This window comes from Rubrivivax gelatinosus (assembly GCF_016583785.1).
In the GTDB taxonomy this organism is placed as follows: Bacteria; Pseudomonadota; Gammaproteobacteria; order Burkholderiales; family Burkholderiaceae_C; genus Rubrivivax; species Rubrivivax gelatinosus_B.
On record NZ_NRRU01000022.1, the window covers coordinates 1 to 24,638 of the forward strand.

The following is a 24,638-nucleotide window of genomic DNA, read 5'->3' on the forward strand; positions in this document are numbered from 1 at the left end:
TCGTCGGCAGCATCGCCGGGCTGGGCCTGCTGATCGTGGCGCGAGGCCTGCTGCACCGGCTGGACGCGGCCTGGGCGGCGGCGCTGCTGCTGTCGGTGCTGGCGACGGTGCTGGCCTGGCCCAAGGGCATCGCGCTGGACGAGGCGCTGCTGCTGGGCTCGCTGGCGACGCTGCTCGTGATCTCGCGCCGCCAGTTCGACCGCCGCTCGTCGCTGTTCGCCGAGCGCCTGGAGCCCGAGTGGCTGCTGGCGCTGGGCGGCGTCATCGCCGGCTGCATCGGCATCCTGTTCTTCGCCTACCAGGAGGTGAACTACGCCAACCGGCTGTGGTGGCAGTTCGAGTTCGACGCCCAGGCGCCGCGCTCGCTGCGCGCACTGCTGGCGGTGACGCTGGCCTGCCTGGGATTCTCGGCCTGGCAACTGCTGCGGCCCACGGCCGGCGAGGCGGCGCGGCCAACCCCGGCCGAGCTGGAACGCGCCGCCGCGATCAGCCGCGACAGCCCCTCGGCCATCTCGCAGTTCGCGCTGACCGGCGACAAACACCTGATGTTCTCGGCGTCGGGGCGCAGCTTCCTGATGTTCGGCAAGCAGGCGCGCTCGTGGATCGCGCTGGACGGGCCCTTCGGCGACGCCGCCGAGGCGCCCGAGCTGGTGTGGCGTTTCGTCGAGACCGCCGGCGCGCACGGCGGCCGCGCCGCCTTCTACCAGGTGCGCCCGGCCTCGCTGCCGATGTACCTGGACTGCGGGCTGCAGGCCTTCAAGCTGGGCGAGTACGCGAGCGTGCCGCTGCACGACTTCAACCTGCGAGGCGTCAAACGCGCCGACCTGCGATCGGCCATCAACCGGGCGCAGCGCGAGGGCCTGGCTTTCGAGGTGCTGGACGGCGCGGCGGTGGCGCACGAGATCGACGCGCTGCGCGCCGTGTCAGACGCCTGGCTGGCGGAGCAGCGCACGCGCGAGAAAGGCTTTTCGGTGGGCAGTTTCGACCCCGAATGGCTGCAGCGCACGCCGGTGGCCGTGGTGCGGCGCGAAGGCGCGATCGTCGCCTTCGCCAACCTGCTGGTGACCGCGCGGCGCGAAGATGCCACGATCGACCTGATGCGCCACCGGCCCGACGCCCCGCCCGGCACCATGGACTACCTGTTCGCCCAGCTGATGCTGCACCTGCAGGCCGAGGGCTTCGCGCGTTTCGGCCTGGGCATGGCGCCGATGGCCGGCATGGCCGAGCGCCGGCGCGCGCCGCGCTGGCAGCGTGTCGGCCGGCTGCTGTTCGAACACGGCGAGCGCTTCTACAACTTCCGCGGCCTGTTCCGCTTCAAGGACAAGTTCGCCCCGGAGTGGGAAGCGCGTTATCTGGTGGCGCCGGGCGGGCTGGCGCCGGTGTTCGTGATGATCGACGTGGCGGCGCTGATCGGCGGCGGCGCCAAGGGTGTGCTGACGAAATGAGGACGGGATGTTGCGCAAGCTGATCACGACGCTGGCCACGGCGCTGGCCCTGGGTGCAGGCGCCGCCCGCGCCCAGGCACCGGGCGAAGCGCAGATCGTCGCCCACGGCCTGTTCGCCCAGGTGGCGGTGTACCAGCCGCGCGGCGGCGTGCAGCAGGTGGTGCTGCTGCTGTCCGACGACGACGGCCCGGGCGAGGCCGAGCGCACGCAGGCGCGTGCGCTGGCAGCCCAGGGCGCGCTGGTGGCGGTGGTCGACACGCCGGCCTTCGTCGCCCGGCTGGACGCCGAAGGTGCCACCTGCGGCTACCCCGCCGGCGCCTTCGAGAACCTGTCGCGCCACCTGCAGGCCTTCTTCAAGCTGCCCGGCGGCGTGCGCAAGCCGCTGCTGTTGGGGCGCGGCGCCGGTGGCGCGCTGGCCTACGCGATGCTGGCGCAGGCCGACAGCGGCACCTTCGGCGGCGCGCTGTCGCAGGACTTCTGCCCGCAGCTGCCGTTTCGCCAGCCGCTGTGCGCGGCGCACGCGCTGCCGGCGTCACGGCCGGCCTCGGTGCCCTCGGTCTTCGACCCCACGCTGCGCGGCCAGCCGCTGCCGGCTGGCAGCAGCCGGCTGGCGCCGGCCGCGCGCCTGCCCGCGCCCTGGCTGGTGCTGCAGACCGAGGCCGCGCCGGCCTGCGCCGCCGGCAGCGCCCAGGCCTTCGTCGGCCGGGTGCAGGAAGGGCAGTGGCGCCGCCTGGCACCGGGCGACACCGCGCTGGCGTCGGCGCTGCAGCAGGGCTACACGCAGCTGGCGGCGCACAACGCAGCGCCGCCGGCCGCTCCGGCGAGCCTGGCCGACCTGCCCGTCGTCGAGGTGCCCAGCAGCGTCGCCGGCCAGCGCTACGCGGTGCTGGTCAGCGGCGACGGTGGCTGGGCCGCGATCGACAAGGCGATCGCCGGCGCGCTGGCGGCACGCGGCATCCCGGTCGCCGGCTTCGACTCGCTGCGCTACTTCTGGAGCGCACGCACGCCCGAGGGGCTGGCGGCGGACCTGGACCGCATGGTGCGTTTCTACGGCGCGCGCTGGGGCCGCAGCCAGCTGCTGCTGATCGGCTTCTCGCAAGGTGCCGACGTGCTGCCCTTCGCCTTCAACCGCATGGACCCGGACAGCCGCGGCCGCACCCGGCTCACGGTGCTGCTGAGCCCGGGGCAGAAAGCCTCGTTCGAGTTCAAGGTGACGAACTGGCTCGGCCCCGGCGGCACGCTGCCGGTGCTGCCCGAAGCGCAGAAGCTGGACCCGGCGACGACGCTGTGCGTGCACGGCCGCGACGATGAAGAGTCGCTGTGCCCGAGCCTGGCGCGCGGCGGCGTGCCGGTGCTGACGCGCAGCGGCGGCCACCACTTCGACGGCCGCTACGAGGCGCTGGTCGAGCAGATCCTCTCGAACCTGCGCTGACGCGGCCAGGTCGCTTCGACGGCGCATCGGCCCGGCCACTGCGTTTATAGGGACGGAGGCCGGTTTGCCGGGTGGCCGCTTCCGGACACCAAGGAAGCTGCCATGACGATTCTTCCCCTCTGCCGCATCGGTGCCCTTGGTCTTGCGCTGGTCGCGAGCCCTGTCGCTCGCGCCGACCTCGCCGCCCTGTCCAGCATTTCCGGGCTGCGCATGAGCCTGACGGACCTCGACCTGGCCGACGGCGTCGCCCCCGCGCTGACGACGTTCGCCAGTTCAGGCTCGGGTGGCTCGGCGCTGGTGATGGTGGGCCGTGGCGAATCGGTCGGCTATTTCGGCAGCGCCGAGCCGTTCGGCCCGGGCGCGGTGACGCGGGACAGCGGCCCCGGCCACGTGGAGACCTTCATCTCCGGCGACGGCGGGCTCGAGGGCACCAGCCTCGGCGTTTCGGGCACGATCAGCTCGGAAGGAGCGCCGATGCCCGTCTACGCCTACGGCGCCGCCATTGCGCCGGATTTCTGGCTGCAACTGGCGGTCACGCGCAACACCCAGCTGACACTCTCGTTCGACGCCGAGAACTGGGTGCAAGGCTCGGGCGTGCCGATCGCCGACTATTCCGAGTGGGGCTACGCGTCCGCCTGGGTGGACCTGTATATCCAGCAGGATGACTGGGAGGCGGGCCGGCGCGAGTACTGGGGCTATGCGACCACGGCGCCGGGATATCCACAACGGGTGGTCGAGCACGTCGTGCTGTCGCTGCGCAGCTTCGACCAGCCCACCACGGTGCTGCTCGCCATGTCGACCAGCATCTCGCTGAGTGCGGGCAACGTCCCACAGATCCCGGAGCCTCCGATCTGGGCGCTGTTCGCCGCCGGCTTCGTCGTGCTGTCCGGGCGCAGGCGCCAGCTCCGCGCTCAGCAGTTGCAGCCGGCCGTGCCGCAACGGCACCAGACCTAGGGCCCGGGCGGCGCGACGAAGAAACCGTCCAGCGCCACGCTGCGATCGGCCACCAATCCGCCGGTGCCCAGTTCCGTCAACACGGTCCCGGTCAGCCGCACCTGGCGCTCGCCGGCGCCGTCGGGGGCGTCGACGGTGATGCCGGTGCAGCCGCTGCCGCGGCATTCGTAGCGCGGGCCGCCGAAGGCGTCGAAGAAGGCATAGGCGATCGCACCCCCGGGCGCGACTGCGACCACCACGCTGTTGCCGCTGGCGTAGCTGCCGGCGCCGTCGCTGAGCAGGTTGGCGATGCCGAGCACCAGGTTGCCGTCGGCGTCCGTGCCGGTGGTCCGCAGCTGGAAGCCCTGCGTGTCCGCCGGCTCGCAGACCGCGATGCCCGCCGCCTGGTCGCTGGGCGTCGCGATCACCGTCGGCGCCCCGCCGGCACACGCCACCGGCAGCAGCGGCAGCGCGTTCGGGTCCTCGAGGTGGTAGCCGGTCAGGTCGGCCTGCAGCGTGATCGCCTCGGTGCCGGACAAGGACCCGTCGGGCAGCACCGCGGCGAGTTGCGCGCCGTCGAAACGTATCGGTCGCAGCACCACCGGCAACCCCAGGCTCTCGTCGACCGTCGCCGCCCCCAGCGTGATGCCGGCGCAGCCGCCATCGCGGCACTGGTAGCGGGCGGTTGCCGCGCCGGAGTCGGGATCGCTCGTGTAGACCAGCGCCCGCACGACGGCGTCGCCCTGGACCACGACCTCGAGCGAGGGCCCGCCGGCGCCGTCGCCGAAGGTGTAGACCCGGCGCGTCGCGCCGCTGGGCTGGCTCTGGCCCGCGGCGCCGAGGCCGAAGTCGTCCGGCGTCGCGCAATAGCCCTCGGCGCTGCCGGCGGCGGCGGCGATCAGGTAGTAGCGGTTGGCGCTGCACGGCAGCCCCGGCAGCTCGATGCCGGCGGCGCCGCTGCGCACGCTGCCGACCAGAGTGCGGGTGCCGGCGGCACCGCCGAGCACCGTGCCGTCGAAGGCGAGCGCGACGGAGCCGTCGCCCGCCGGCGCGCCGATCGCGACACCGGCGCAGCCGGCTGCGGAACAGGCTGCGGCCTCGCCTTCGGCGCTGACGAACCGCAGCTCGAGCAGCGTGGCGTCGCGCAGGCGCAGCGTCAGCGTGTCGCCGTGGCGGTTGGCGAAACCGAGCACACGCACGCTGGCGTCGTCCGCGTCGGCCTGGTTCGTCTTCGTGAACGGGCAGAACGCGTCCTCGGCCGCCGCGCTGCGCACCAGGACCTGCTCGTCGCGGCAGCGCCCGGACTCCTGGGCCAGCGCCGAGACGACGGCGTGGTAGTCGCCGACGCGTGCGACCAGCGCGCGCAGCGCGTCGTACATCGGGTCGCCCTCGACCCGGTCGAACGGCGTCGTGACGAAGTCGCCGACCGCGGACAGCTCGAAGCCGAACTCGCGCTGCAGGTAGCGGCGCACGCGCAGCTGGGCAGTGGCGACGGCCGCGGCGTCGGCCTGGGTGAAGCCGCCCCGGTTTCCGAGCGCGGCGAAGTACGCGCCGGGCTCCTGGCCCAGCAGCTGGGCGACGAGCAGCGTCGTCAGCGGCGTGAGATTGGCGACGCCGGGGCCGGTGGCGACCGAGTACAGCCCGTAATCCGACGACGCGGCGCTGTCGCTCAGCAGGTAGGGGCCGCTCAGCTGGTCCAGGCTGGCGAGGTAGTCGCCGCCGTCCACCGAGGCGAAACGGCCTTCGGCGGTGCGCGCGGTGCCGACATTGCCCTTGACGGTGATCTGCAGGCCGCCGACGACGGTGGGCGTGCTGCCGTCGGTGACGCGGCCCGACAGCGTCGGCCGGTCGGCGCCGGCAGGCGGGGCCTCGGCATCGCCTTCACTGCCGCCGCCGCAGCCCGACAGCAGGCCGGCCAGGATCGCGGCGAGCGCCGCGGCGCGGCTCCAGAGGGGAAAAGCGCCCGAGGTGTTCATCCTTGTCTTCCGTTCAGGGCTGGCCCGGCAGCGGCGCTTCGGCGCCGGGTTCACGGGTTCGCTCCCAGATCCCAGGCGAGGCCGACGAAGACGCCGCGCGGCGCGCCGGGCGCGACCATGGAGGTGTTCTGCCACTCGCTGGAGTTGTAGTTCCAGCCGCTCGGGCCGACGGCGCCGTTGCTGCCGGGCGCGAACGGGTTCACGCCCAGGCGGCCGGCGCTGAAGTACTCGCGGTCGAACAGGTTGGTCACCTGCACGAAGGCGCTGACGCCCTTGGCCAGCTCGACGCTGGCGTCGAGATTGAAGATCGCGAAGCCCGGCACCTTGCCCGAGGTCGTGAACGGCCGGCCGATGCGCACCGGCAGCTGGCTGAAGCCGCCGAACTCGCAGCCGCCGGCCTGGCTGCAGTAATAACGCCCGGTCTCCTGGTCGCTGCCCGCGGCCTGGTGCAGGTTGTTCTCGTTGCCGCGCATGTACGACATCGAGCGCGCCATCATCGTCAGGCCCAGCTTCACCGCCGGCAGCGGGCGCCAGCCCATGCGCAGGTTCAGCGCGTGCGCCGGGATGCCGGGCAGGCGCGCGCCGGGGTCGACGCGGATCATCCGGTAAGTGCCGTAGCCGCGGTTGAGCTCGGCGTTGGGCGACGGCAGCACGTCCTGGCCGATGACCTGGGTGTCGCCGACGTAGGCCGAGTTCTGGTCGAAGTCGGCGCTGCTGTTGTGCGGGCTCAGCATGTAGAAGCGCGACTGGAACGTGGCGTCGGTGAACGAGTAGCTGGCGCTCAGGTCCACCGGCCCCATGCGGCCTTCCACGCCGAACTCCAGCCCCCGGCGGCGGGTCTTGCCGATCGTGTCGAAGTAGCTGCGCCCGTCGCCGACGCCGACGAAGTAGATGTCGTCGCTGAGGTCGGTGCGGAACAGGCTCAGGTTCCACTTCCAGTCGGCCGACAGGCTCTGGCGCCAGCCGATCTCGCCCGAGGTGGCGCGGATCTGCGGCAGGTAGGGGTCGGACGACAGGCTGGTCGGCATGTTGCAGCCCGGCCCGACCAGGCTGCGCGGCGCCGTGCCCAGGCTGGGAACGCCCGGCACACGCGGCACCGGCGTCGGGTCGAAGGCGCAGCCGAGCTCGACGACCGAGGGCGTGCGCGCGCCGCGGCTGAGGTTGCCGAACAGGTTCGTCATCGGCGTCGGCCGCCAGTTGGCGCCGAGCGAGGGGTTGAACGAGCGGTAGGCGAAAGACTCTTCGGAGCGCGTGCGCCGGAAGACCTGGCCGTCGGTGTACTCGGGGGCGCGGAACTCGCGCAGCTCGTGCAGCGGCACCTGGCCGGCCGTCGTGCGCGTCAGCAGCTCGTTGTCGACGCGCGTGTGGTTGTAGCGCGCGGCCGCGGTCAACGAGACGCTGGCCACCGGCGTCCAGGTCTCCTGCAGGTACAGGCTGCGGGTCGTCGACGTGCCGTGGAAGTTGTTGCCCGGCACGTCGTGCTCGGCGGCGTAGTAGTCGGGGTCGATCTCGTCGGGGGCCAGGTAGACGCGGTGCGAGGCGTCGATCAGGCCCAGGCGCTGGAACATGTCGTAGCGCGTGCGCGAGCGGTCGATCGAGACGCCGGCCATGAACGCGTGCTGCTCCAGGTTCCAGTTGAACTGCAGCGAGGCGCCGTCGCTGCGCTGGTCGAGGTCGGTGCGCGTGATCTGGCCGATCGGCGTGCCTTCGACGACACCGGGCCCGGTGTAGCCGCCGCCGCGCGTGGCGCCGTTGCGCGCCGTGCCGTCGGGGCTGATGTCGCGGTCGCCGAAGTCCTCGAAGTCGGCGTAGATGTCGCCGTTGACGCCGCGGCGGCGGCTGTCGCGGTGGTAGATCTGGCCGGTGAGGTTGGCGCGTTCGGACAGGTCGAACTGGCCGCCGACCGAAAACTGCAGCACGCGGTTGCGGCTTTCGTCGGGCGAGGTGAAGACCGCGTCAGGGTTCTGGCGGTAGAGCTGGATGGGCAGCAGCCCGTTGCCGACGAGCCGGTTGCTGGCGTAGAGCACGCTGGCGTAGGCCGAGGCGCGCTCGCCGTGCCAGTCGGCGCGGCCGAAGGCCTGCTCGACCCGCGACGGCGAGTTGTCGCGCCAGCCGTCCTCGTCGAAACGGGTGAGCGCGAAGAAGCCGCCGAGCGTGCCGTCGTTGGCGCCGCCGGCTAGCTGCAGCTGGCGCCGGCCCCAGCTGCCGCCGAGCAGCTGGCCTTCGACCCCCGGCGACGAAAAGCCGGTGCGGCTGCGCACCGACAGCGCGCCGCCCAGCGTGTTCAGACCGAACAGCGGGTTGGAGCCGGGAAAGAGGTCGAAGCGCTCGACCGCGTTCAGCGGGATCAGGTCCCAGTTGACGACGTCGCCGAAGGGTTCATTGACGCGCACGCCGTCGAAGAACACCGACAGCCCCTGCGGCGTGCCCACCTGCGGGCTGGCGGTGAAGCCGCGGTAGTTGACGTCGAGCTGGAACGGGTTGCCCTGGTAGTCGTTGACGCTGACACCCTGCAGGTGCGAGTTCATGTAGTCGCCCAGGTTCAGCGCGCGCGAGGCCTTGATGTCGCGCCGGCCGGCGCTCTGCAGGTTCGCGGGGATCTGCTCGGGCGACAGCATCAGCCCCGGCACCGGCCCGACGTCGATCGGACGCCGGCCCGTGATCGTGATGCGCTCTGGCGCCGCCTCGGGCTCGGCTGCCGGCTCCTGGCCGGACGCGGCGGTGCAGACGAAGGCCGCGCCGATGGCGGCGACCTCGAGCGTCTTGCGACGGCCCGAAGACGCTGGCCGCGAAACCCTGGCGAGATGACGAAGCACCGGAAGGCCTCCCTCGAACCCGGCCCCGCGCCGATGACGATGCAGCCCTGGCCGAGGACCGCAGCACCGGCCGGTCGAGCACGGATGGCCGCGACCATAGGCAGCCGGCGTCACCTCCTCAACGGAAAACTTCCCGGGCGTGACCCGAGCCAACACGGCGTGACCCGGGTTGACCGCCGACCGCTCCGGCCTGCCACCCGGAGCGGGCCGGCCGCAAGGCGGGCGCGCTTGGCTACGATGCGGGCCGGGACCTGCCCTGCCCCCGGACCCGACGATGGATGCCGCCACACTGCTGACCACCAATGCGCTGCTGTCGTCGGCAGCCGCCGTCGTCATGGGGGTGGTGCTGCGCACGCGCAAGACCTACCCCGGATTCGGCTTCTGGACCGCCGGCATCGCCTGCCTGGCGCTGGGCGCGGCCCTGCTGATCCCCGACGTCCTGCCGTCGAACTGGGGCGCACGTGTGGCACGCAACGGCCTGCTGCTGGCCGGCCATGCGCTGATCCTGCGCGGCATGCTGGTATTCCGCGGCATGCGCGTCGGCGCCGCGCCGGAGGCCGTGCTGGCGGCGGTCTTCCTGGCGAGCTTCGGCTACTTCAGCCTCGAAGCCAGCCAGCTGCCGGCGCGCATCGTCTGCTACTGCCTGCTGTCGGCCACGCTGAGCCTGGCGACCGTGGCCGTCACGCTGCGCCGCCGGCCGCCGCACTTCGGCTCCAACGACCTGCTGCTGGCGCTGTGGCTGACGCTGTTCGCGCTGATCACGCTGGTGCGCGCGGCCCAGGAGCTGGGCGACGTGAGCACCGCGTTCGAGACGATCAAGAGCCTGGGCGGCATCTACGCGCTGGCGCAGATCCTGTCGGTGCAGCTGGTGACGCTGACGCTGATCAGCATGAACTCGCAGCGCATCGAGTGGGAGCACCGCTCCAGCGTCGAGCGGCTGCAGGCCAGCGAGCAGCAGCTGCGCTCGATGGGCGACAACCTGCCGGCCGGCTTCATCTACCGCTACGAGCTCGCCGAGGGCCGGCGCCGCTTCGACTACATCAGCGGCGGCATCGAAGCCGCGCTCGGGCTGCGGGCCGCCGAGGTGATGGCCGACGCCGAGCCGCTGTTCGCGCTGCTGCCGGCCGACATGCGCACGCGCTACCGGGAGGACGAGGCGCGCAGCGCCGCCGACTTGAGCGACTTCCATGCGACCCTGCGCTTCGACCGGGGCGACGGCCAGCTGCGCTGGCTCGACGTGCGCTCGCGCCCGCAGCGCCGCCCGGACGGCTCGACCTTCTGGGACGGCGTGGCGCTGGACGTGAGCGAGAGGCTGCAGGCCCAGCAGGCCCTCGCCGAGCACCGCCGGCAACTGGAAGACACCGTCGAGCGGCGCACCCGGCAGCTGGCCGAGGCGAGCCAGCGCGCCGAAGCCTCCAGCCTGGCCAAGAGCGCTTTCCTGGCGAACATGAGCCATGAGATCCGCACGCCGCTGAACGCGATGATCGGCATGGCGTACCTGATCCGACGGGAGGAGCTCAGTGCGCGGCAGTCGGACCGCCTGGACAAGCTCGAGACCGCCGCCAGGCACCTGCTGGACGTGCTCAACGCCGTCCTCGACCTGTCCAAGATCGAGGCCGGCAAGATGGAGCTCGAGGCGGTGCCGCTGCGGGTCGAGACCATCGTCGCCGACGTGCTGTCGATGCTGGACGAACCGGCCCGGGCCAAGCGGCTGCAGCTGGCGAGCGCGGTCGAGCCGATGCCGCGCGATCTGGTCGGCGACGCCACGCGCCTGCAGCAGGCGCTGCTGAACTACGCCAGCAACGCCGTCAAGTTCACCGAGCGGGGCTGCGTGACGATCCGCGCCCTGCTGGTCGAGCAGCACGAGAGCAGCGTGCTGCTGCGTTTCGAGGTCCAGGACACCGGCATCGGCATAGCCCCCGAGGTGCTGCCGCGGCTGTTCGAGGCCTTCGAGCAGGCCGACCGCTCCACCACGCGGCGCGTGGGCGGCACCGGCCTGGGGCTGGCGATCACGCGCCGGCTGGCCGAACTGATGGGCGGCGAAGCCGGCGTGACGAGCACCCCGGGTGCCGCCAGCACCTTCTGGTTCACCGCCAGGCTGCGCCGCGAACCGTCGACTCCGGGCGCCGAGCCGCGCCACCCGGCCGGCGACGCCGAGCAGACCCTGCGCCAGCGCCATGCCGGCAGCCGGGTGCTGCTGGCCGAGGACAACCTCGTCAACGCCGAGGTGGCGCAGGCCCTGCTCGACGAGGTCGGTCTGGTCGTCGACGTGGCCGGGGACGGCAGGGCGGCGGTCGACATGGCGCTGAAGCACGACTACCGGGTGGTGCTGATGGACATGCAGATGCCCGGAATGGACGGCCTGGATGCGTCGCGCGCGATCCGCCGCCACCGCGCGTCGGGCGAGCTGCCGATCATCGCGATGACCGCGAACGCCTTCGCCGAGGACAAGGCGCGCTGCCAGGAGGCCGGCATGGACGACTTCCTGAGCAAGCCGGTCGACCCGGGGGCGCTCTACCGGTTGCTGCTGCGCTGGCTGGAGCGGCCTGCAGGCGCCGGCGTCCAGGCCTGAGCTGGGCCGCGGCGCGGCGCCGGGATGGAGCGCCGGCGCAAGGGGCCAAGGGCGCAGTCCGGCACCGGTTTGTGAGACAGGTCTGGAATCAGACGGGACCGGACACCGATGCCCATGCCGCCCAGCGTTGAATTCCGACAAGCGGCCGGTGCCCTGCCCCGTTCGTGGAACGATCCATGGATGCCTTTTCGTCTTGCCGCCATCAGCAGCGTTCGCCGATCACCGCGCGGTTGTTGCGCGCTCCTGCTGGTTGCCGCGTCACTGACGGCCATGCCCATGCCAAGCCACGCCACGGAAGAGCCCGAATACCAGGTCGTCCAGCCGCTCGCCGAGGACGTCGAGCTGCGGCAGTACGCGCCCTACACGGTCGCCGAAGTCGTGGTGCCCGGTCCGGCAGGCGAAGCCGGCCAGCAGGCGTTCTCGATCCTGGCGGGATACATCTTCGGCAAGAACAAGGAGGGCAGGAAGTTCGAAATGACGGCACCGGTTACCCAGGCCGCCGTGCCGGCGCCGCTGGAGACGCCGGGGCAGACGAAACAGTCGGCCGCGCCTGGCGGTTATCGCGTGCAGTTCATCCTGCCCAAGGGCGTGACGCCGGCCACTGCGCCCGAGCCCGCGGACGCGCGGGTGCTGCTGCGCGAGATTGCGGCCGAGCAGGTGGCCGTGATCCGCTATTCGGGCTTCTGGTCGCAGTCGAACTACGACGAACACCTGTCCAGACTGCAGGCGCAACTCCGCGCCGCCGGGTTGGCGTGGACCGGGGAGCCGGTCTACTCGCGCTACAACGCGCCGCTCACGCCCTGGTTCATGCGGCGCAACGAGATCTGGCTGACCCTGGCCAAGGCCCGCTGACACCGCCCGCCGCATCGTTCCGCCGGGCCATCCCACGAGGCGCAAGCGCCCCGGGCCAGCCGATTGCTCAGCGCTGGGGACCTCACCGCCAACCACAGGGCCACAGCATGAGCGAATCCACTCCCCCCAGCGCCACGCCTGACGCCCCATCGCGTCGCCGATTCCTGGGTACCGCGGGCGCCACGACGGCCGGGGCTGCCGTCGCCCCGCTGCTGATGGCCGCGGGCGCGCAGGCCCAGACCTCGGCCGCACCGCAGGCCGCCGCCGCCGGGCCGCGGGACAAGGCGCAGGATCTGGCCGCCGAGACCTCGGTCGATGCCGGCCAGGCGCTGACGACGAACGAAGGTCTGAAGATCTCGGACGATCAGAACTCGCTCAAGGCCGGCGCGCGCGGCCCGACGCTGCTCGAGGATCAGCTGCTGCGCGAGAAGATCACCGCCTTCGACCACGAGCGCATCCCCGAGCGGGTGGTGCATGCACGGGGCGCCGCGGCACACGGCCACTTCCAGGTCTACGAATCGCAGTCGCGCCTGACCAAGGCGCGCTTCCTGAACGACCCCAGGCTCAGGACCCCGGTCTTCGTGCGCTTCTCGACGGTGGCCGGCTCGCGTGGCTCGGCCGACACGGCGCGCGACGTGCGCGGTTTCGCGGTGAAGTTCTATACCGAGGAAGGCAACTACGACCTGGTGGGCAACAACATCCCGGTGTTCTTCATCCAGGACGCGATCAAGTTCCCCGACCTGATCCATGCCGCCAAACCCGAGGCCGACCGCGAAATCCCGCAGGCCTCCACCGCGCACGACACCTTCTGGGACTTCATCTCGCTGATGCCCGAGTCGACGCACATGGTCATGTGGATCATGTCCGACCGGGCCATTCCGCGCTCGTACCGGATGATGGAGGGCTTCGGCGTGCACAGCTTCCGGCTCGTCAACGCCCAGGGCACGAGCCGGTTCGTCAAGTTCCACTGGAAGCCGATGAACGGCGTGCACGGGCTGGCCTGGGACGAAGCGCAGAAGCTCGCCGGCAAGGACCCCGACTTCCATCGCCGCGACCTGGCCGACGCCATCGACGCCGGACAGTTTCCCGAGTGGGAGCTCGGCGTGCAGGTCATCGAGGAGGGCGACGTGGATCGTCTGGGCTTCGACATCCTCGACGCGACCAAGCTCGTGCCCGAAGAACTGGTGCCGGTGCGGCCGATCGGCAAGCTCACGCTGAACCGCAACCCCGACAACTACTTCGCCGAGACCGAGCAGGTGGCCTTCCACACCGGCAACCTCGTGCCCGGCATCGACGTCTCCGACGACCCGCTGCTGCAGGGGCGCATGTTCTCGTACGTCGACACCCAGCTCACGCGCCTGGGCGGCCCGAACTTCGCCGAGATCCCGATCAACCGGCCGATCTGCCCGGTGCACAACCTGACGCGTGACGGCCTGCACCGGCAGACCATCGCCAAGGGCCGCGTCAACTACGAGCCGAGCTCGATCGACGTGCCGCCGATCCGCGAGACCCGGCCCGAGCAGGGCGGCTTCGCCAGCTATCCGGAGGCGGTTTCCGGACAGAAGCTGCGCCGGCGCTCGGAGACCTTCGCCGACCACTACTCCCAGGCGACGCTGTTCTGGCAGAGCCAGACGGCGCCGGAGCAGCAGCACATCGTCGAGGCGCTGCAGTTCGAGCTCGGCAAGCTGACGGTGGCGGCGGTTCGCCTGCGCATGCTGGCCAACCTGGTCAACGTCGATCCGGCCCTGGCCACCCGCGTGGCGGCGGTGCTCGGTGTCGCGCCCCCCCCCGGCCAGCCCGCGCAACGGGCTGAAACGTTATGCCGTCTCGCCGGCGCTGAGCATGATCGCGCGCGCCAATCCGAAGTCGGCTGCCGGCCGCAAGGTCGCCGTGCTCGCCGCCGATGGCGTCGACGCGGCAGGGCTGCAGGCGATGAAGGCAGCACTGACGGCTGCCGGCGTCAAGGTCCGGGTGCTGTCGGCGCGGCTCGGTCAGCTGCAGGCTGCGGGCGGAGGCAGCGTGACGGTCGACGATCTGCTCGTCGCCACGCCATCCATCGTCTTCGACGCCGTGTTCGTCCCCGGCGGCGCCGCCAGCGTCGCCAGCCTCAAGGCATCGGGTGACGCCGTGCTCTTCGTTCGCGAGGCCTTCAAGCACGCCAAGGCGATCTCCGCGCTCGGCGAAGGTGCCGAACTCCTGGCCACCGCCGGCGTGACCGGACCAGCGGCGGCGCGGCCCGCCGGTGTCTCGACGGCGGACTCGGCATCGAGCGCGGGCCTGGCCTCGGCGTTTCTCGCCGACATCGCGGCGCACCGGCACTGGTTGCGGGGCGGCAAGGACGCCATCGCGGCGTAGACGCCAGCGCTTGGCGGGGTGCGGCCGCCGTGCTGGCGGACTGCACGCTGCCCCGCATGTCGGCCACGAAGCGACGCGCCACTGGCGCGCAGCTCTGCACCGCCTCGGCGCGGTGGTTGGCGCTCGGCGACGGTCCTGGTTGAGACCGCACCGCGCGGTGCGCCAGCGCCGATGCAGCGCTGGCGTCCAGGACGGCGTGCGGTCGGCTGCGGCCGGCCCGGGACCGGCCGGCACGCCCTGCTCCAGCCTAGTACTGCTTCGAGCGCATCGACAGCGCCACGATGGCCGCACCGGCGGCGACCACCAACAGATCCTCGACGAGCCCGCTGCGCGTCTGCCCGACGCTCGCCATCGCTTTCTTGCGCACGGCGAGCGTTGCATAGGCCAGCGGCACGGCGCAGGCGACGGCTACTGCGGCACCCGCGCGCTCGCGCTTGCGGGGCGCGAGCGCCGCACCGGCGATGGCAGCGCTCGCGACGCGGGCCAGCAGCCCGAGGAACACGGTGCGGTCCGGTGCGGTCTTCATCTTGTCGCCGAGCAGCTCGCCGACCCCCATCGCCAGCGCTCCGGCCCTGAAGACGGGGCGATCCAGAAGCACCAGCTTGCCGGGCGCCGAGCGGCCCGCCAGCCGTGCCGCCGCGATCGCGGCCATGGGCGTCATCGAACGGGCGCTGGCGACGGCCCCGATCAGGGCGGACGGCAGCAGGCTTTCGTTGTTCATGCAGAGCGTTCCTCAGGACGAGACAGACCGTGTTTCCGGGGCATCGACGCGGACGCCTCGTGCAAGCGTTGGCCTACAGCAATCGACATTCCCAACGGGCGGGCGCAGCCAGCACGAGCTTGCCGTCGCGCGAGCCGATGCCGCCGCCGGCGGCCGCCGCCCTGAACGCCCCCTTCAGCATCTGGCTCGAGGTCTGGAAGCGAAAGCTGACGCGGTCGTGGCCCTTCCAAACGCCAGGAGGCGCAGGTCGTCGTGGTGGCATCGGGTGCGCTCCCGCGGCGTCCGGCTCGCGCTGCTGGCCGGCCTGCTCGATGCGGAGACGCCCCGGGTCGATGCCGGCCCCGCGTTACGCGCCGGCCGCCGGCCCTTCCAGCACGTAGCGGGTGCTGGGCCCCCGGCCCTGCTGCACCAGCAGCCCGCGCTGTGCCAGCAGCCCCAGGTGTTTGGACGCCGTCGCCAGGCCCACGCCGCAGAGTTCGGCGTAGGCGCTCTTGCCGACGGCACCCGCCGTCAGCAGCCGCGCCAGCAGCGCGGCGCGGCGCGCGTCGTCCAGCAGGTCGCCGGCGCCGTCGCGCCACTTCGCGGCCAGGCGCTGCTCGCGCGTCAGCGCCCGGTCGTAGGTGCTGCGCAGCGCCTCCAGCTCGGCGCCGAAACGGCCGCCCAGCCCGTGGCGCTCGATCAGCGCCAGCGCCGCCTCGCGCTCCTGCGCCGCGATGGCGGCGTAGCCGCGTGCGATCGCCAGCCGGGCGAGCACGTGTTCGGCCGGCGCCAGCGGCAGCGCCAGACGCGCGCGCTCGCGGTCGATCTCGGCCATCTCGGCCGGGTGCACCGCCCACTCCCCGGGCAGCAGGCGGTCGACGTGGCCTTCGCGCGTGCCCAGGATCTCGGTCTTCAGGCTGCGCGTGGCTTCCAGCGGCGCCGGGTCGCCTTCGCGCTCCCACACCGCCAGCGCCGCGGCGGTGTGGGTGTCGCCGCGGCGTTCGTCCTCGGGCCGCTCCAGCGCCTGGAAACGTTTGTAGTGCGCCTCGGCCAGGTTGTAGTGGGCACGGCCCACCAGCACGCGCAGGCCCGCGGCCTCGGCGCGCGCCAGCCCGGCCGCGTACTGCTCGATCGCGTCGTCGTAGCGCTGCTGCCAGAAATAGGTGCCGCCCAGGTTCAGGTGGGTGGAGGCGACGGTCTCGGGCTCGATCGCGCTGCGTTCGGCCAGCACCAGCACCCGCTGCGAATACTCGATCGCACGCGGATAGTCCTGGGCGTCGCCATACAGCAGCGACAGGTTGCACCAGGTCTTGACCACCGCCTGCCCGTCGCCCAGGCGCTCGTAGATGTTGAGCGCGCGGTGCTTGCGCTCGAGCGCGGCACGCAGGTCGCCGGCGCGGCGCCAGTACTCGCCCCAGGCCTGCTCGAGCTGGGCGATGGTCTCGTCGGGCTGGCCGCCGTGCTCGCGCAGCGTCTCGGCGCGCTCCAGCACCGCCTTGCTGCGCGGGTCGTTGCGCAGCACGTACAGCCAGGCCAGGCGCACCAGGGTGCTGACGTAGGCCTGCAGCAGCGCGTGGTGGCCGGGCTGCGACGGATCGGCGCCGACGCCGGCCTGGTGCAGGAACTCGGCGCTGTCCTGGTAACACGCGAACGCACGCTCGCCGTCGCGCGGCTCGAAGAACTTGCCCAGCGTGCCGCAGACGATGCCCAGCATCAGCCGGTCGTCGGCGGCGCTGGCGATGCGCTGCGCCTGCTCGCAGGCCTGGCGCTCGCGTTCGTCCTGGCCGCGCACCCGCGCCAGCGCCGCCTGCGCCAGGCAGAGCTCGGCGCGCTGGCGCTCGCTGAGCGGCAGCGCGGCCAGGCGTTCGATCAGCGCGTCGGCCAGCGCGTCGCGGCCGAGCTCGACACGAAAGCGCTGCAGCGCCTGCACGAAGCCGTCGGCGTCGCCGGCCTGCAGCAGATGCCACAGCGCCGCCGCCGGCGCCGGCTCGACCAGCGCACGCCGCGCCTGGGCGCGGTGCCAGTCGCGGCGCGCGGCTGCATCTTCCAGCCGCAGCCGCCCCCAGGCCTGGTGCTGCATCGCGTCGCGCAGCGACAGCACGCGCTCGCTGGTCGGCGCCAGCAGCAGTTCGGCCAGCTGGCGCCGGCCCTTGTCGAGGTAGCGGTAGTAGGTGCTGGGCCCGACCGACCAAAGGCCGCACAGATGGTCGGCGGGCGACTCGTCGGCGCGTGCGCGGTAGCGGTCGGGAAAGCCGCAGACCGGCGCGAAAGCGTGGTGGCACATCACCGCCAGCATCGGCCGCCAGCTGGTGCGCTCGAGCCAGGCTTCGCGCGGGATGCCGTCGAAGCCGGGCTGGCGGTCCGGCCGCAGCTGGGCCACGGCCCAGTCCAGCAGCCACTGCAGCGCCAGCAACTCGCCCTGCGCTCCGCGCAGCGCATCGCCGCCGCTGTCGAGCACCGGCTGCAGCAGCCGGCGCGCGATCCAGCGCGTCAGGCGCGGGCGGCGGTGCAGCAGTTCGGCGAGCGTGCCTTCGCGGCGTGCCGCCAGCGCAGCCGCCAGCACGGCCTCGGCCAAGGCACCCGGGGGCTGGCGCGGGCCGGCGGGCGGCGCACTGGGAAGGATCGTCATGCAGGTGTCACCGCTGGCTGCCGCATCGTCTGGCGATCGTCTGCCCTGGTGCGACGCGAGCAGCGGCAGCATGCCTCGCGTTGGGAGCAGGGCGCGCCTAGTGTATCGACCGTGCCTCGAGCGGCGGCCGCGCTGCTCGCGGCCGTTCAAACCAAGCAAGGAGAAAGCGCATGTCCCGTCAGCCCCTGATCGTTTCGCCGGATCCCACCGCACCCGACGGCCCCGAAGGCGTCACGCTGGTCGTCTACGCGCCCTTCGGCGACGACCGCACGCTCGCCACCTACCCCGACGGCAGCACGCAGGACGTGCAGCAGCATCCGCTGACGCGCGCACTGAAGGATGTCGCCGAGTACGGCGTCAACGTCTGCGCGCTCATCGACCGCGTCGACGACGAGACCTGGCTGGTCGACATCCCCGCGTTCCAGCCCGGCGCGCTGAGCTGCAGCTCGAACTGGAAGCAGCGCATGGACTCGCCGCGTGCGCTCGCCGGCCTGATCCGCCACGCCCACCAGCACCACCCCGGCACCTCGCTGGTGCTGGCGCTCGAAGGCCACGGTGCCGGCTTCATCCCCGAGATCGACCGCAACCAGCTCAACGCCAACGACTACACCGACGGCGGCCGCTTCCAGTGGCAGGTCAGCGGCGCGCACGCCTCGCCGGTGCTGCCGATGGGCTCGCCGGTGCTGCCGATGGGCTCTCCCGTGCTGCCGATGGGCTCGCCGGTGCTGCCGATGGGCACGCTGCCGCTGTCGACCTGGGGCCTGGGCGAGGCGCTGCGCCTGGCGCAGCAGGCCGGCGCACCGCGGCTGGCGGCGATCCACTTCGACAACTGCTTCAACATGGCCGTCGAAGTGCTGCACACCGTCGCGCCCTACGCCGAGGTCGCCACCGGCTACATGAACTACAACTTCTTCACCGCAGGCGCCCCCTACCCCGAGGTCTTCCGCCAGCTGGCCGCCGCCGGCAGCGCCACGCCCGAGCAGCTGGGCCAGTGGTTCGCCGACGCCAACCACGCGGTGCTCGAGGCCAAGGGCAACCACCCGACGACGGCCGGCGTCGTCGCGCTCGCGCGCCTGCAGCACATCAGCGAGTGCGTGGACGACCTGGCCGACGCGCTGCTGTCGGTGCTGCGCGCCGCGACGCCGGCCGAGCGCCCGGCGGTCGTCGGCCACATCCGGCGCGCGATCGTGCTCGCGCAGCAGTACGACTCCGACGGCTCGATGCGGCTGGAAACGCCCGACTCGCTGACCGACCTGGCCTCGCTGGCGCAGGCGCTGATGCGCCAGGACTTCGGCACGAGCGAGGTGCACGAAGCGGCGCTCGCGCTGCGCGACGCGCTCGCGGGCATCAAGCGCTACGGCGACGACGACAGCCCCTGGACCGACCCGGGCCAGCGCTGGAACTTCAGCGAGCGCGCGCTGGCGATGAACATCTTCCTGCCCGACCCGCTGCTGGTCGGCCTCTGGGACTGGCGCTCGCCCTACTACCTGGACGTCAACCCCGACAGCTCGCGCCCGCTGGTGCAGCCGCAGGTGATCGAGTTCCTGAAGGCGACCGACTGGGTCGAGTTCCTCGTCGAGTACCACCGCGACGCCGGTTTCACCGGCCTGCTGTCGGCACGGCGGCGTGCCTTCCCGGTGTTCAACGCGCGCTACCAGCGGCCGGCGGCGACGGCAGCCGCGGCGGACGGCGCCGCCTGAGCACAGGGCCCGCGCCGCCAGGCGCGGGCCGGCAGCGGCGCGTCGACCCGCCGGACGATCGTCCAGCGATCGTCTGCGCGCCGCCCCGACGCCCGCCTGCGCGTGCGTCGCATTGGGAACGACAAGCGCCTGCAATGCACCCGTCTCCCATCACCGAATCACCGACGGAGGCCTCATGGCGATCATCATGCATGGAAGCTGGACCCTCAGAGCCAGCTCGAAGACCAGCGGCAGCGTCAAGCGTTTCGTCATCGCCGGCGCCGACACTGGCAACGGCAGCTACGACGGCGCCAGCGGCAAGGCCGTGTTCGTCACCGGCCGGCAGTGGTCGGTCCGACTGGAGCACCGCCCCGCGGGCCTGCCCTGGCGCCACTCGTCGCCGCGCATCGGATTCCCCTGGATCGCCGACGGCCGGGTGCGCGTCGAGATCAGCGCCGAAGGCGCCGACGCCGACGACGCCCTGGTGCTGAGCTGCTCGCTGCCGGCCAGCAGCGCCGACACCATCGTCTACGGCACCGCCCGCAGCTACTGGGGCGGCGGCCTGTTCAACCCCTCGCGCAACGACCTGATCGTCATCGACCCGCCAGCGGCGGTGTCCGAGCTGTGCCGCAAGTTCCCGGCGCTGTATCCGGTGATCGACAAGCTCTACCCCGAGCGCCTGCGGCTGTTCCCGCGGCCCGATCCGGCCGGCGGGCTGACGCCGCTGGTGCTGCCCACCGGGCTGCCGCCGCAGGCGCAGGGGCTGGTGCTGCAGTCGCAGGCAACGGCTGCCGCGGCCGCCGCGCTGCTGGCGTCGGCGACCGACCCCGAGCAGGCCGAAGCCCTGGCCGTGGCGGCCCTGGGCACGACGGTGCAGCGCAGCGCCGGCGCACACGCGCTGGGCGCGGGGCTGCGCCGCCTGCAGCGTGCCGACCTCGACGCGCTGGCCCAGCTGCGCGACGCCGGCCTGCGCCGCAGCTGCGAGCTGCGCCCGGCGGCGGGCCAGCTGCTGCGCATCCAGCGCTACGAGCGCAGCAGCGTCGAGTCGCTCGGCGGCCCCTACACCGGCGGCGGGACGCGCGAGAACCTGGGCTTCGCCGTCGCCGACGAGCAGGGGCACTACCTGCTGCGCTTCAGCCACGATGCCGAGCCTCGCACGGCCGATGCGGCCGACGACGAGGCCCTGGCCGCCGGTCTGCGGCCCGACCTGATCGTGCAGGCGCTCGATACCGGCCTGGCACCGTGCTGGGAGAGCGCGCCCTACGCCAGCGTGCCCAACCTGCAGCGCATCGACCTGTGCATCCCCTACCCCGCCGCGCATCCCGGCCGCGTCGGCGCCGACACCAGCGCCTTGCGGCGCAGCAGCGAAGCCCGGATGCAGCACGCCGGCGTCGCCGGCACGCACAAACCCGGCGGCGACGCACGCATCAGCGGCCCCAGCGCCAACGGCCCCCGCGTCGACTGCGCCGCCTGAAGCCGGCCGGCCCGCGGCGCGCGCGGGCGCCGCGGCCTCAGCCGGTCGTCTTGTCGGTCGACTTGCGCAGGCGCGCGGTGGCGGCGCCGACGCCGGTCTCGAACTCGCGCCAGCGGACGGTGCCGGCCTGCTTCATCTCGGCGAGCTTGTCCTCGGCCGACTTCAGGTCCAGCTGCAGCGCGCTGATGTCGACGTCGATCCGGGCCTTGGCGTCGGCGTTGGCGGCGCCGGCCTTCTTCTCGAGACCGGCCAGCGCCGCCCTGCCCTTGGCGATGTCGCGGTCGGCGGCGGCGACGAAGGCGTCGCGCTTGCTCGTATCGGCGACGTAGGCGAACTCGGGCAGGCTCTTGATCGTCTCCTGGGTCGCGCCCGGCATCACGAGCCTGCCGGCGCGGTCCTGGATCTGCGAGACCGGAATCGCGACATCGTGGCGGCCGATGCCGACGAACCCGCCAGCGCCGACGATCACGTAGGACACGTTGCGGTCGGGGGCGATGATCAGGTCCTCGACCTCGCCGACCTTCTGGCCCGCGTCGTTGTAGATGGTCTTGCCCAGCAGCGTCTTCTTGACGCTCCAGCCCATGGCCAGCCGGGTGGACTCGGTGACGCTGGTCTCGACGGTGGTGCTGCCGCCGGCCACCTGGGCCGTGGCCGGCGCGGCGCTGCCGAGGGCGGCAAAGGCGGTGAGTGTCGCCAGGGCGAGGTGGGTGCGCGTATTCGTCATGAGCTTGTCCTTGGTGGTCGGCGCCGCTCCTTCGGGAGCCGCGGATGGCCTCTTGTAGCGAGCGCAGGGCCACGAGGTCTGTTCGCCAGCGCACCCGCTGCGCCCGGCACCGGCCGGCGCACGCGGGCGCTTCATTGCCAGCCGTAGCGCCGGATGTAGACGCGTTTCATCCAGGTGGTCAGCGTGCAGTAGCCCAGCACGATGGCGAGCAGCCAGCCGTAGTAGGACGGCGGCAGCGCCTGCAGGCTGAAATACGCCGCCAGCGGCCCGTTTGGCAGCCACAGGCCGACGGCCACGATCGCCGCCGTCATCGCCATCAGCGGCGCCGCGGCATGGCTCTGCACGAAGGGCAGCCGGGGCGTACGCACCATGTGCACCACCAGCGTCTGGGTGAGCAGGCCGACGACGAACCAGCCCGACTGGAACAACGTCTGGCGCGCCAGGCTGTTGGCGTCGAACACCCACCACATCAGGCCGAAGGTGAGGATGTCGAACAGCGAGCTGATGGGCCCGAAGAAGAGCATGAAGCGGCCGATGTCGGCCGGGTTCCAGCGCAGCGGCCGGGCCACCAGCTCGGCGTCGACCTTGTCGAACGGGATGCCGGTCTGAGCGATGTCGTACAGCAGGTTCTGCACCAGCAGCTGCAGCGGCAGCATCGGCAGAAAGGGCAGGAAGGCGCTGGCGACGAGCACGCTCAGCACGTTGCCGAAGTTGCCGCTGGCCGTCATGCGGATGTACTTCAGCATGTTGCAGAAGGTGCTGCGGCCCTCGACGACGCCGGCGTCCAGCACCAGCAGGCTCTTCTCGAGCAGGATGATGTCGGCCGCCTCCTTGGCGATGTCGACGGCGCTGTCCACCGAGATGCCGATGTCGGCCGCACGCAGCGCCGGGGCGTCGTTGATGCCGTCGCCCATGAAACCGACGACATGGCCGCGCTCGCGCAGCGCGCGCACGATGCGCTCCTTGTGCAGCGGCGTCAGCTTGGCGAAGACGCGGTGCGAGTCGGCCGCCGCCTGCAGCTCCGCGTCGCTCAGCGCCTCGACCTCGGCGCCCAGCAGCACGGCGTCGACCGGCACGCCCACCTGGCGGCAGACCTGGCGCGTCACCTGCTCGTTGTCGCCGGTCAGCACCTTGACCGCGATGCCGTGCGCCGCCAGCCGGGTCAGCGCCGGCGCCGCCGACTCCTTGGGCGGGTCGAGAAAGGCGATGTAGCCGACCAGCGTCAGCCCGCTCTCGTCGGCCACCGAGTACCTCGCCTGCTCCGGCGGCAGCAGCTTGACCGCCACCGCCACCACGCGCAGCCCTTCGGCGCTCAGGCCGGCGGTGACCGCCCCGGTGCGCGCACGCAGCGCCGCGTCCAGCGGCAGCGACAGCGGCTGCTGCGACGCATCGCCGCCGGCCGGGCGCGCGACCCGCGCCCGGGTGCAGGCGGCCAGCACTTCCTCGACCGCGCCCTTGCAGATCAGCTCGTGGCGCTGCTCGCGGCCGTCCACCATCGCCGCCACCACCACCGACATGCGCCGGCGCTCGAAGTCGAAGGGCAGTTCGTCGACCTTGCGGTAGGCCTCGGCCAGGCGGCGCTCGGTGGCCGGATCGACGTCGGCCAGCACGGCGTGGTCGAGCAGGTTCTTCAAACCCGTCTGGTAATGGCTGTTGAGAAAGGCCAGCCCCAGCACCTCGGTGCTGTCCTGGCCGCAGGGGTCGGCGTGGCGCGCCAGCGCGACCCGATCCTGGGTCAGCGTGCCGGTCTTGTCGGTGCACAGCACGTCCATCGCGCCGAAGTTCTGGATCGCGTCCAGGCGTTTGACCACCACCTTCAGGCGCGCCAGCCGCACCGCGCCCTTGGCCAGCGTCGTGGTGACGATCATCGGCAGCATCTCGGGCGTCAGGCCCACCGCCACCGACAGCGAGAACAGGAAGGCCTGCAGCCAGTCGCCCTTGGTGAAGCCGTTGATGAAGAAGACGATGGGCACCATCACCGCGGCGAAGCGGATCAGCAGCCAGCTGACGCTGTTGACGCCGGCCTGGAAGGCGTTGGGCGCCGTCTCCAGCGCGCCGGCATGCGCCGCCAGCAGGCCGAAGTAGCTTCGGGCCCCGGTGGCCAGCACCAGCGCCTCGGCCGTGCCCGAGACGACGTTGGTGCCCATGAAGACCAGGTTGCGCTGCTCCAGCGCGACCGTGCCCGAGGCCGCCGCCGCGGCCAGCTTCTCGACCGGCAGCGACTCGCCGGTCATCGCCGCCTGGGCGACGAAGAGGTCGCGTGCGCTCAAGAGCCGGCAGTCGGCCGGCACCATGTCGCCGGCGGACAGGGCAACGAGGTCGCCGGCGACCAGATCGTGCACCGGCAGCTCCTGCGTGCGCGCCGGCGGCAGCGCCGGCGGGTTGCCGCGGCGGATCACGGCGGCGGTGTTCGTCACCAGCGCGCGCAAGCCCTCGGCCGCACGGTGCGAGCGGCCTTCCTGGACGAAGCGGATGCCGGTGCTGAGCGCGACCATGAAGCCGATCACCACCGTCGCCTTGGCGTCGGCGCTGAAGAAGGACAGCAGCGCCAGCGCCGTCAGCAGCAGGTTGAAGGGGTTCAGCCAGCAGCGCCACAGCCGCAGCCAGCCGGGCAGCGGCGCTTCGTGCTGGACCTCGTTCGGGCCGTCGCGCGCCAGGCGGCGCGCGGCCTCGGCCGCGTCCAGGCCGTCGGCCTGCGACTGCAGGCGCTGCAGCGCCTGGGCGGGCTCGGCCAGCGAAGCCGCCAGCAGCTCCCGGCCCCAGCCCGCGGCGTCGGCCGAACGCGCGGCCGGCTGGGCGGCGAGCGTGTCCAGCAGCGGCCGGCGCTCGAAATGCCGCCGCGCCCGGCGCCGCCGCAGGAAGTGGCTGAAACCCTGGGTGAAGCTCGCTCGCATGTCTTCAGCGGTCCTGTCGGCCGGCAGCCTCTCGATGATGCGCGCGCCGAGGCGCACGGCGCGACGGTACGCGCCGCCGCTGCCGGCGACCGTGCGCCAGCGGACACCCGGCGTGCCTGGACTCCCGTCGCGCGTTCGCTGGCGCACGGACGGCACG

Annotated in this window: 13 protein-coding genes and 1 pseudogene; 8 read left to right on the plus strand and 6 right to left on the minus strand. The window is 72.4% G+C overall.

Annotated elements, in window-relative coordinates:
- The 3 genes from CKO43_RS07705 to CKO43_RS07715 all read left to right on the plus strand — a co-directional run.
- A partial coding sequence (locus CKO43_RS07705) for a phosphatidylglycerol lysyltransferase domain-containing protein (RefSeq protein WP_200378304.1) occupies positions 1-1,445 on the plus strand: 1,445 nt, incomplete at its 5' end.
- Between the two features lie 7 nt (positions 1,446-1,452).
- Positions 1,453-2,877, plus strand: coding sequence for a virulence factor family protein (locus CKO43_RS07710; RefSeq protein WP_200378305.1), 1,425 nt, complete (start codon positions 1,453-1,455; stop codon positions 2,875-2,877).
- A gap of 102 nt (positions 2,878-2,979) precedes the next feature.
- Positions 2,980-3,831 carry a hypothetical protein gene (locus CKO43_RS07715; protein WP_200378306.1) on the plus strand — a complete coding sequence of 284 codons (852 nt, stop codon included), beginning with the start codon at positions 2,980-2,982 and terminating at the stop codon, positions 3,829-3,831.
- Here CKO43_RS07715 and CKO43_RS07720 read toward each other — a convergent pair.
- On the minus strand, positions 3,828-5,786 hold the full coding sequence (locus tag CKO43_RS07720) for a hypothetical protein (protein ID WP_200378307.1): 1,959 nt from the start codon (positions 5,784-5,786) through the stop codon (positions 3,828-3,830). The genes CKO43_RS07715 and CKO43_RS07720 overlap by 4 nt on opposite strands.
- A gap of 50 nt (positions 5,787-5,836) precedes the next feature.
- Complete coding sequence (locus tag CKO43_RS07725; protein WP_346728222.1) at positions 5,837-8,602, minus strand: TonB-dependent receptor; 2,766 nt, start codon at positions 8,600-8,602, stop codon at positions 5,837-5,839.
- 274 nt (positions 8,603-8,876) lie between these two features.
- On the opposite strand from CKO43_RS07725, the gene CKO43_RS07730 reads away from it, so the two are divergent.
- From CKO43_RS07730 to CKO43_RS07740, 3 genes and pseudogenes are all read left to right on the plus strand, one after another.
- Positions 8,877-11,174: a hybrid sensor histidine kinase/response regulator gene (locus CKO43_RS07730; RefSeq protein WP_200378308.1), complete on the plus strand. Its 2,298-nt coding sequence runs from the start codon at positions 8,877-8,879 to the stop codon at positions 11,172-11,174.
- Positions 11,175-11,282: 108 nt separating this feature from the next.
- Positions 11,283-12,026 carry an SOUL family heme-binding protein gene (locus tag CKO43_RS07735; protein ID WP_200378309.1) on the plus strand — a complete coding sequence of 248 codons (744 nt, stop codon included), beginning with the start codon at positions 11,283-11,285 and terminating at the stop codon, positions 12,024-12,026.
- Positions 12,027-12,241: 215 nt separating this feature from the next.
- Positions 12,242-14,381: pseudogene (locus tag CKO43_RS07740) on the plus strand (catalase).
- A gap of 247 nt (positions 14,382-14,628) precedes the next feature.
- On the opposite strand, the gene CKO43_RS07745 reads toward CKO43_RS07740, so the two are convergent.
- Together CKO43_RS07745 and CKO43_RS07750 are read right to left on the minus strand one after the other, a co-directional pair.
- Positions 14,629-15,102, minus strand: coding sequence for a hypothetical protein (locus CKO43_RS07745; protein WP_200228168.1), 474 nt, complete (start codon positions 15,100-15,102; stop codon positions 14,629-14,631).
- A 346-nt stretch (positions 15,103-15,448) separates the two neighbouring features.
- Positions 15,449-17,710, minus strand: a complete 2,262-nt coding sequence (locus tag CKO43_RS07750; protein ID WP_200378310.1) for a hypothetical protein — start codon at positions 17,708-17,710, stop codon at positions 15,449-15,451.
- 170 nt (positions 17,711-17,880) lie between these two features.
- Between CKO43_RS07750 and CKO43_RS07755 the strand changes: the two genes are divergently transcribed.
- Positions 17,881-19,410: a clostripain-related cysteine peptidase gene (locus CKO43_RS07755; protein ID WP_200378311.1), complete on the plus strand. Its 1,530-nt coding sequence runs from the start codon at positions 17,881-17,883 to the stop codon at positions 19,408-19,410.
- Between the two features lie 175 nt (positions 19,411-19,585).
- Positions 19,586-20,863: a hypothetical protein gene (locus CKO43_RS07760; RefSeq protein ID WP_200228171.1), complete on the plus strand. Its 1,278-nt coding sequence runs from the start codon at positions 19,586-19,588 to the stop codon at positions 20,861-20,863.
- 37 nt (positions 20,864-20,900) lie between these two features.
- Here CKO43_RS07760 and CKO43_RS07765 read toward each other — a convergent pair whose 3' ends face one another.
- Both CKO43_RS07765 and mgtA read right to left on the minus strand, forming a co-directional pair.
- Positions 20,901-21,587 (minus strand): PRC-barrel domain-containing protein, encoded by a 687-nt coding sequence (locus tag CKO43_RS07765; protein ID WP_200378312.1) that lies wholly within the window; start codon positions 21,585-21,587, stop codon positions 20,901-20,903.
- A gap of 131 nt (positions 21,588-21,718) precedes the next feature.
- Positions 21,719-24,481 (minus strand): magnesium-translocating P-type ATPase, encoded by a 2,763-nt coding sequence (mgtA, locus tag CKO43_RS07770; RefSeq protein WP_200378313.1) that lies wholly within the window; start codon positions 24,479-24,481, stop codon positions 21,719-21,721.
- Positions 24,482-24,638: the final 157 nt, after the last annotated feature.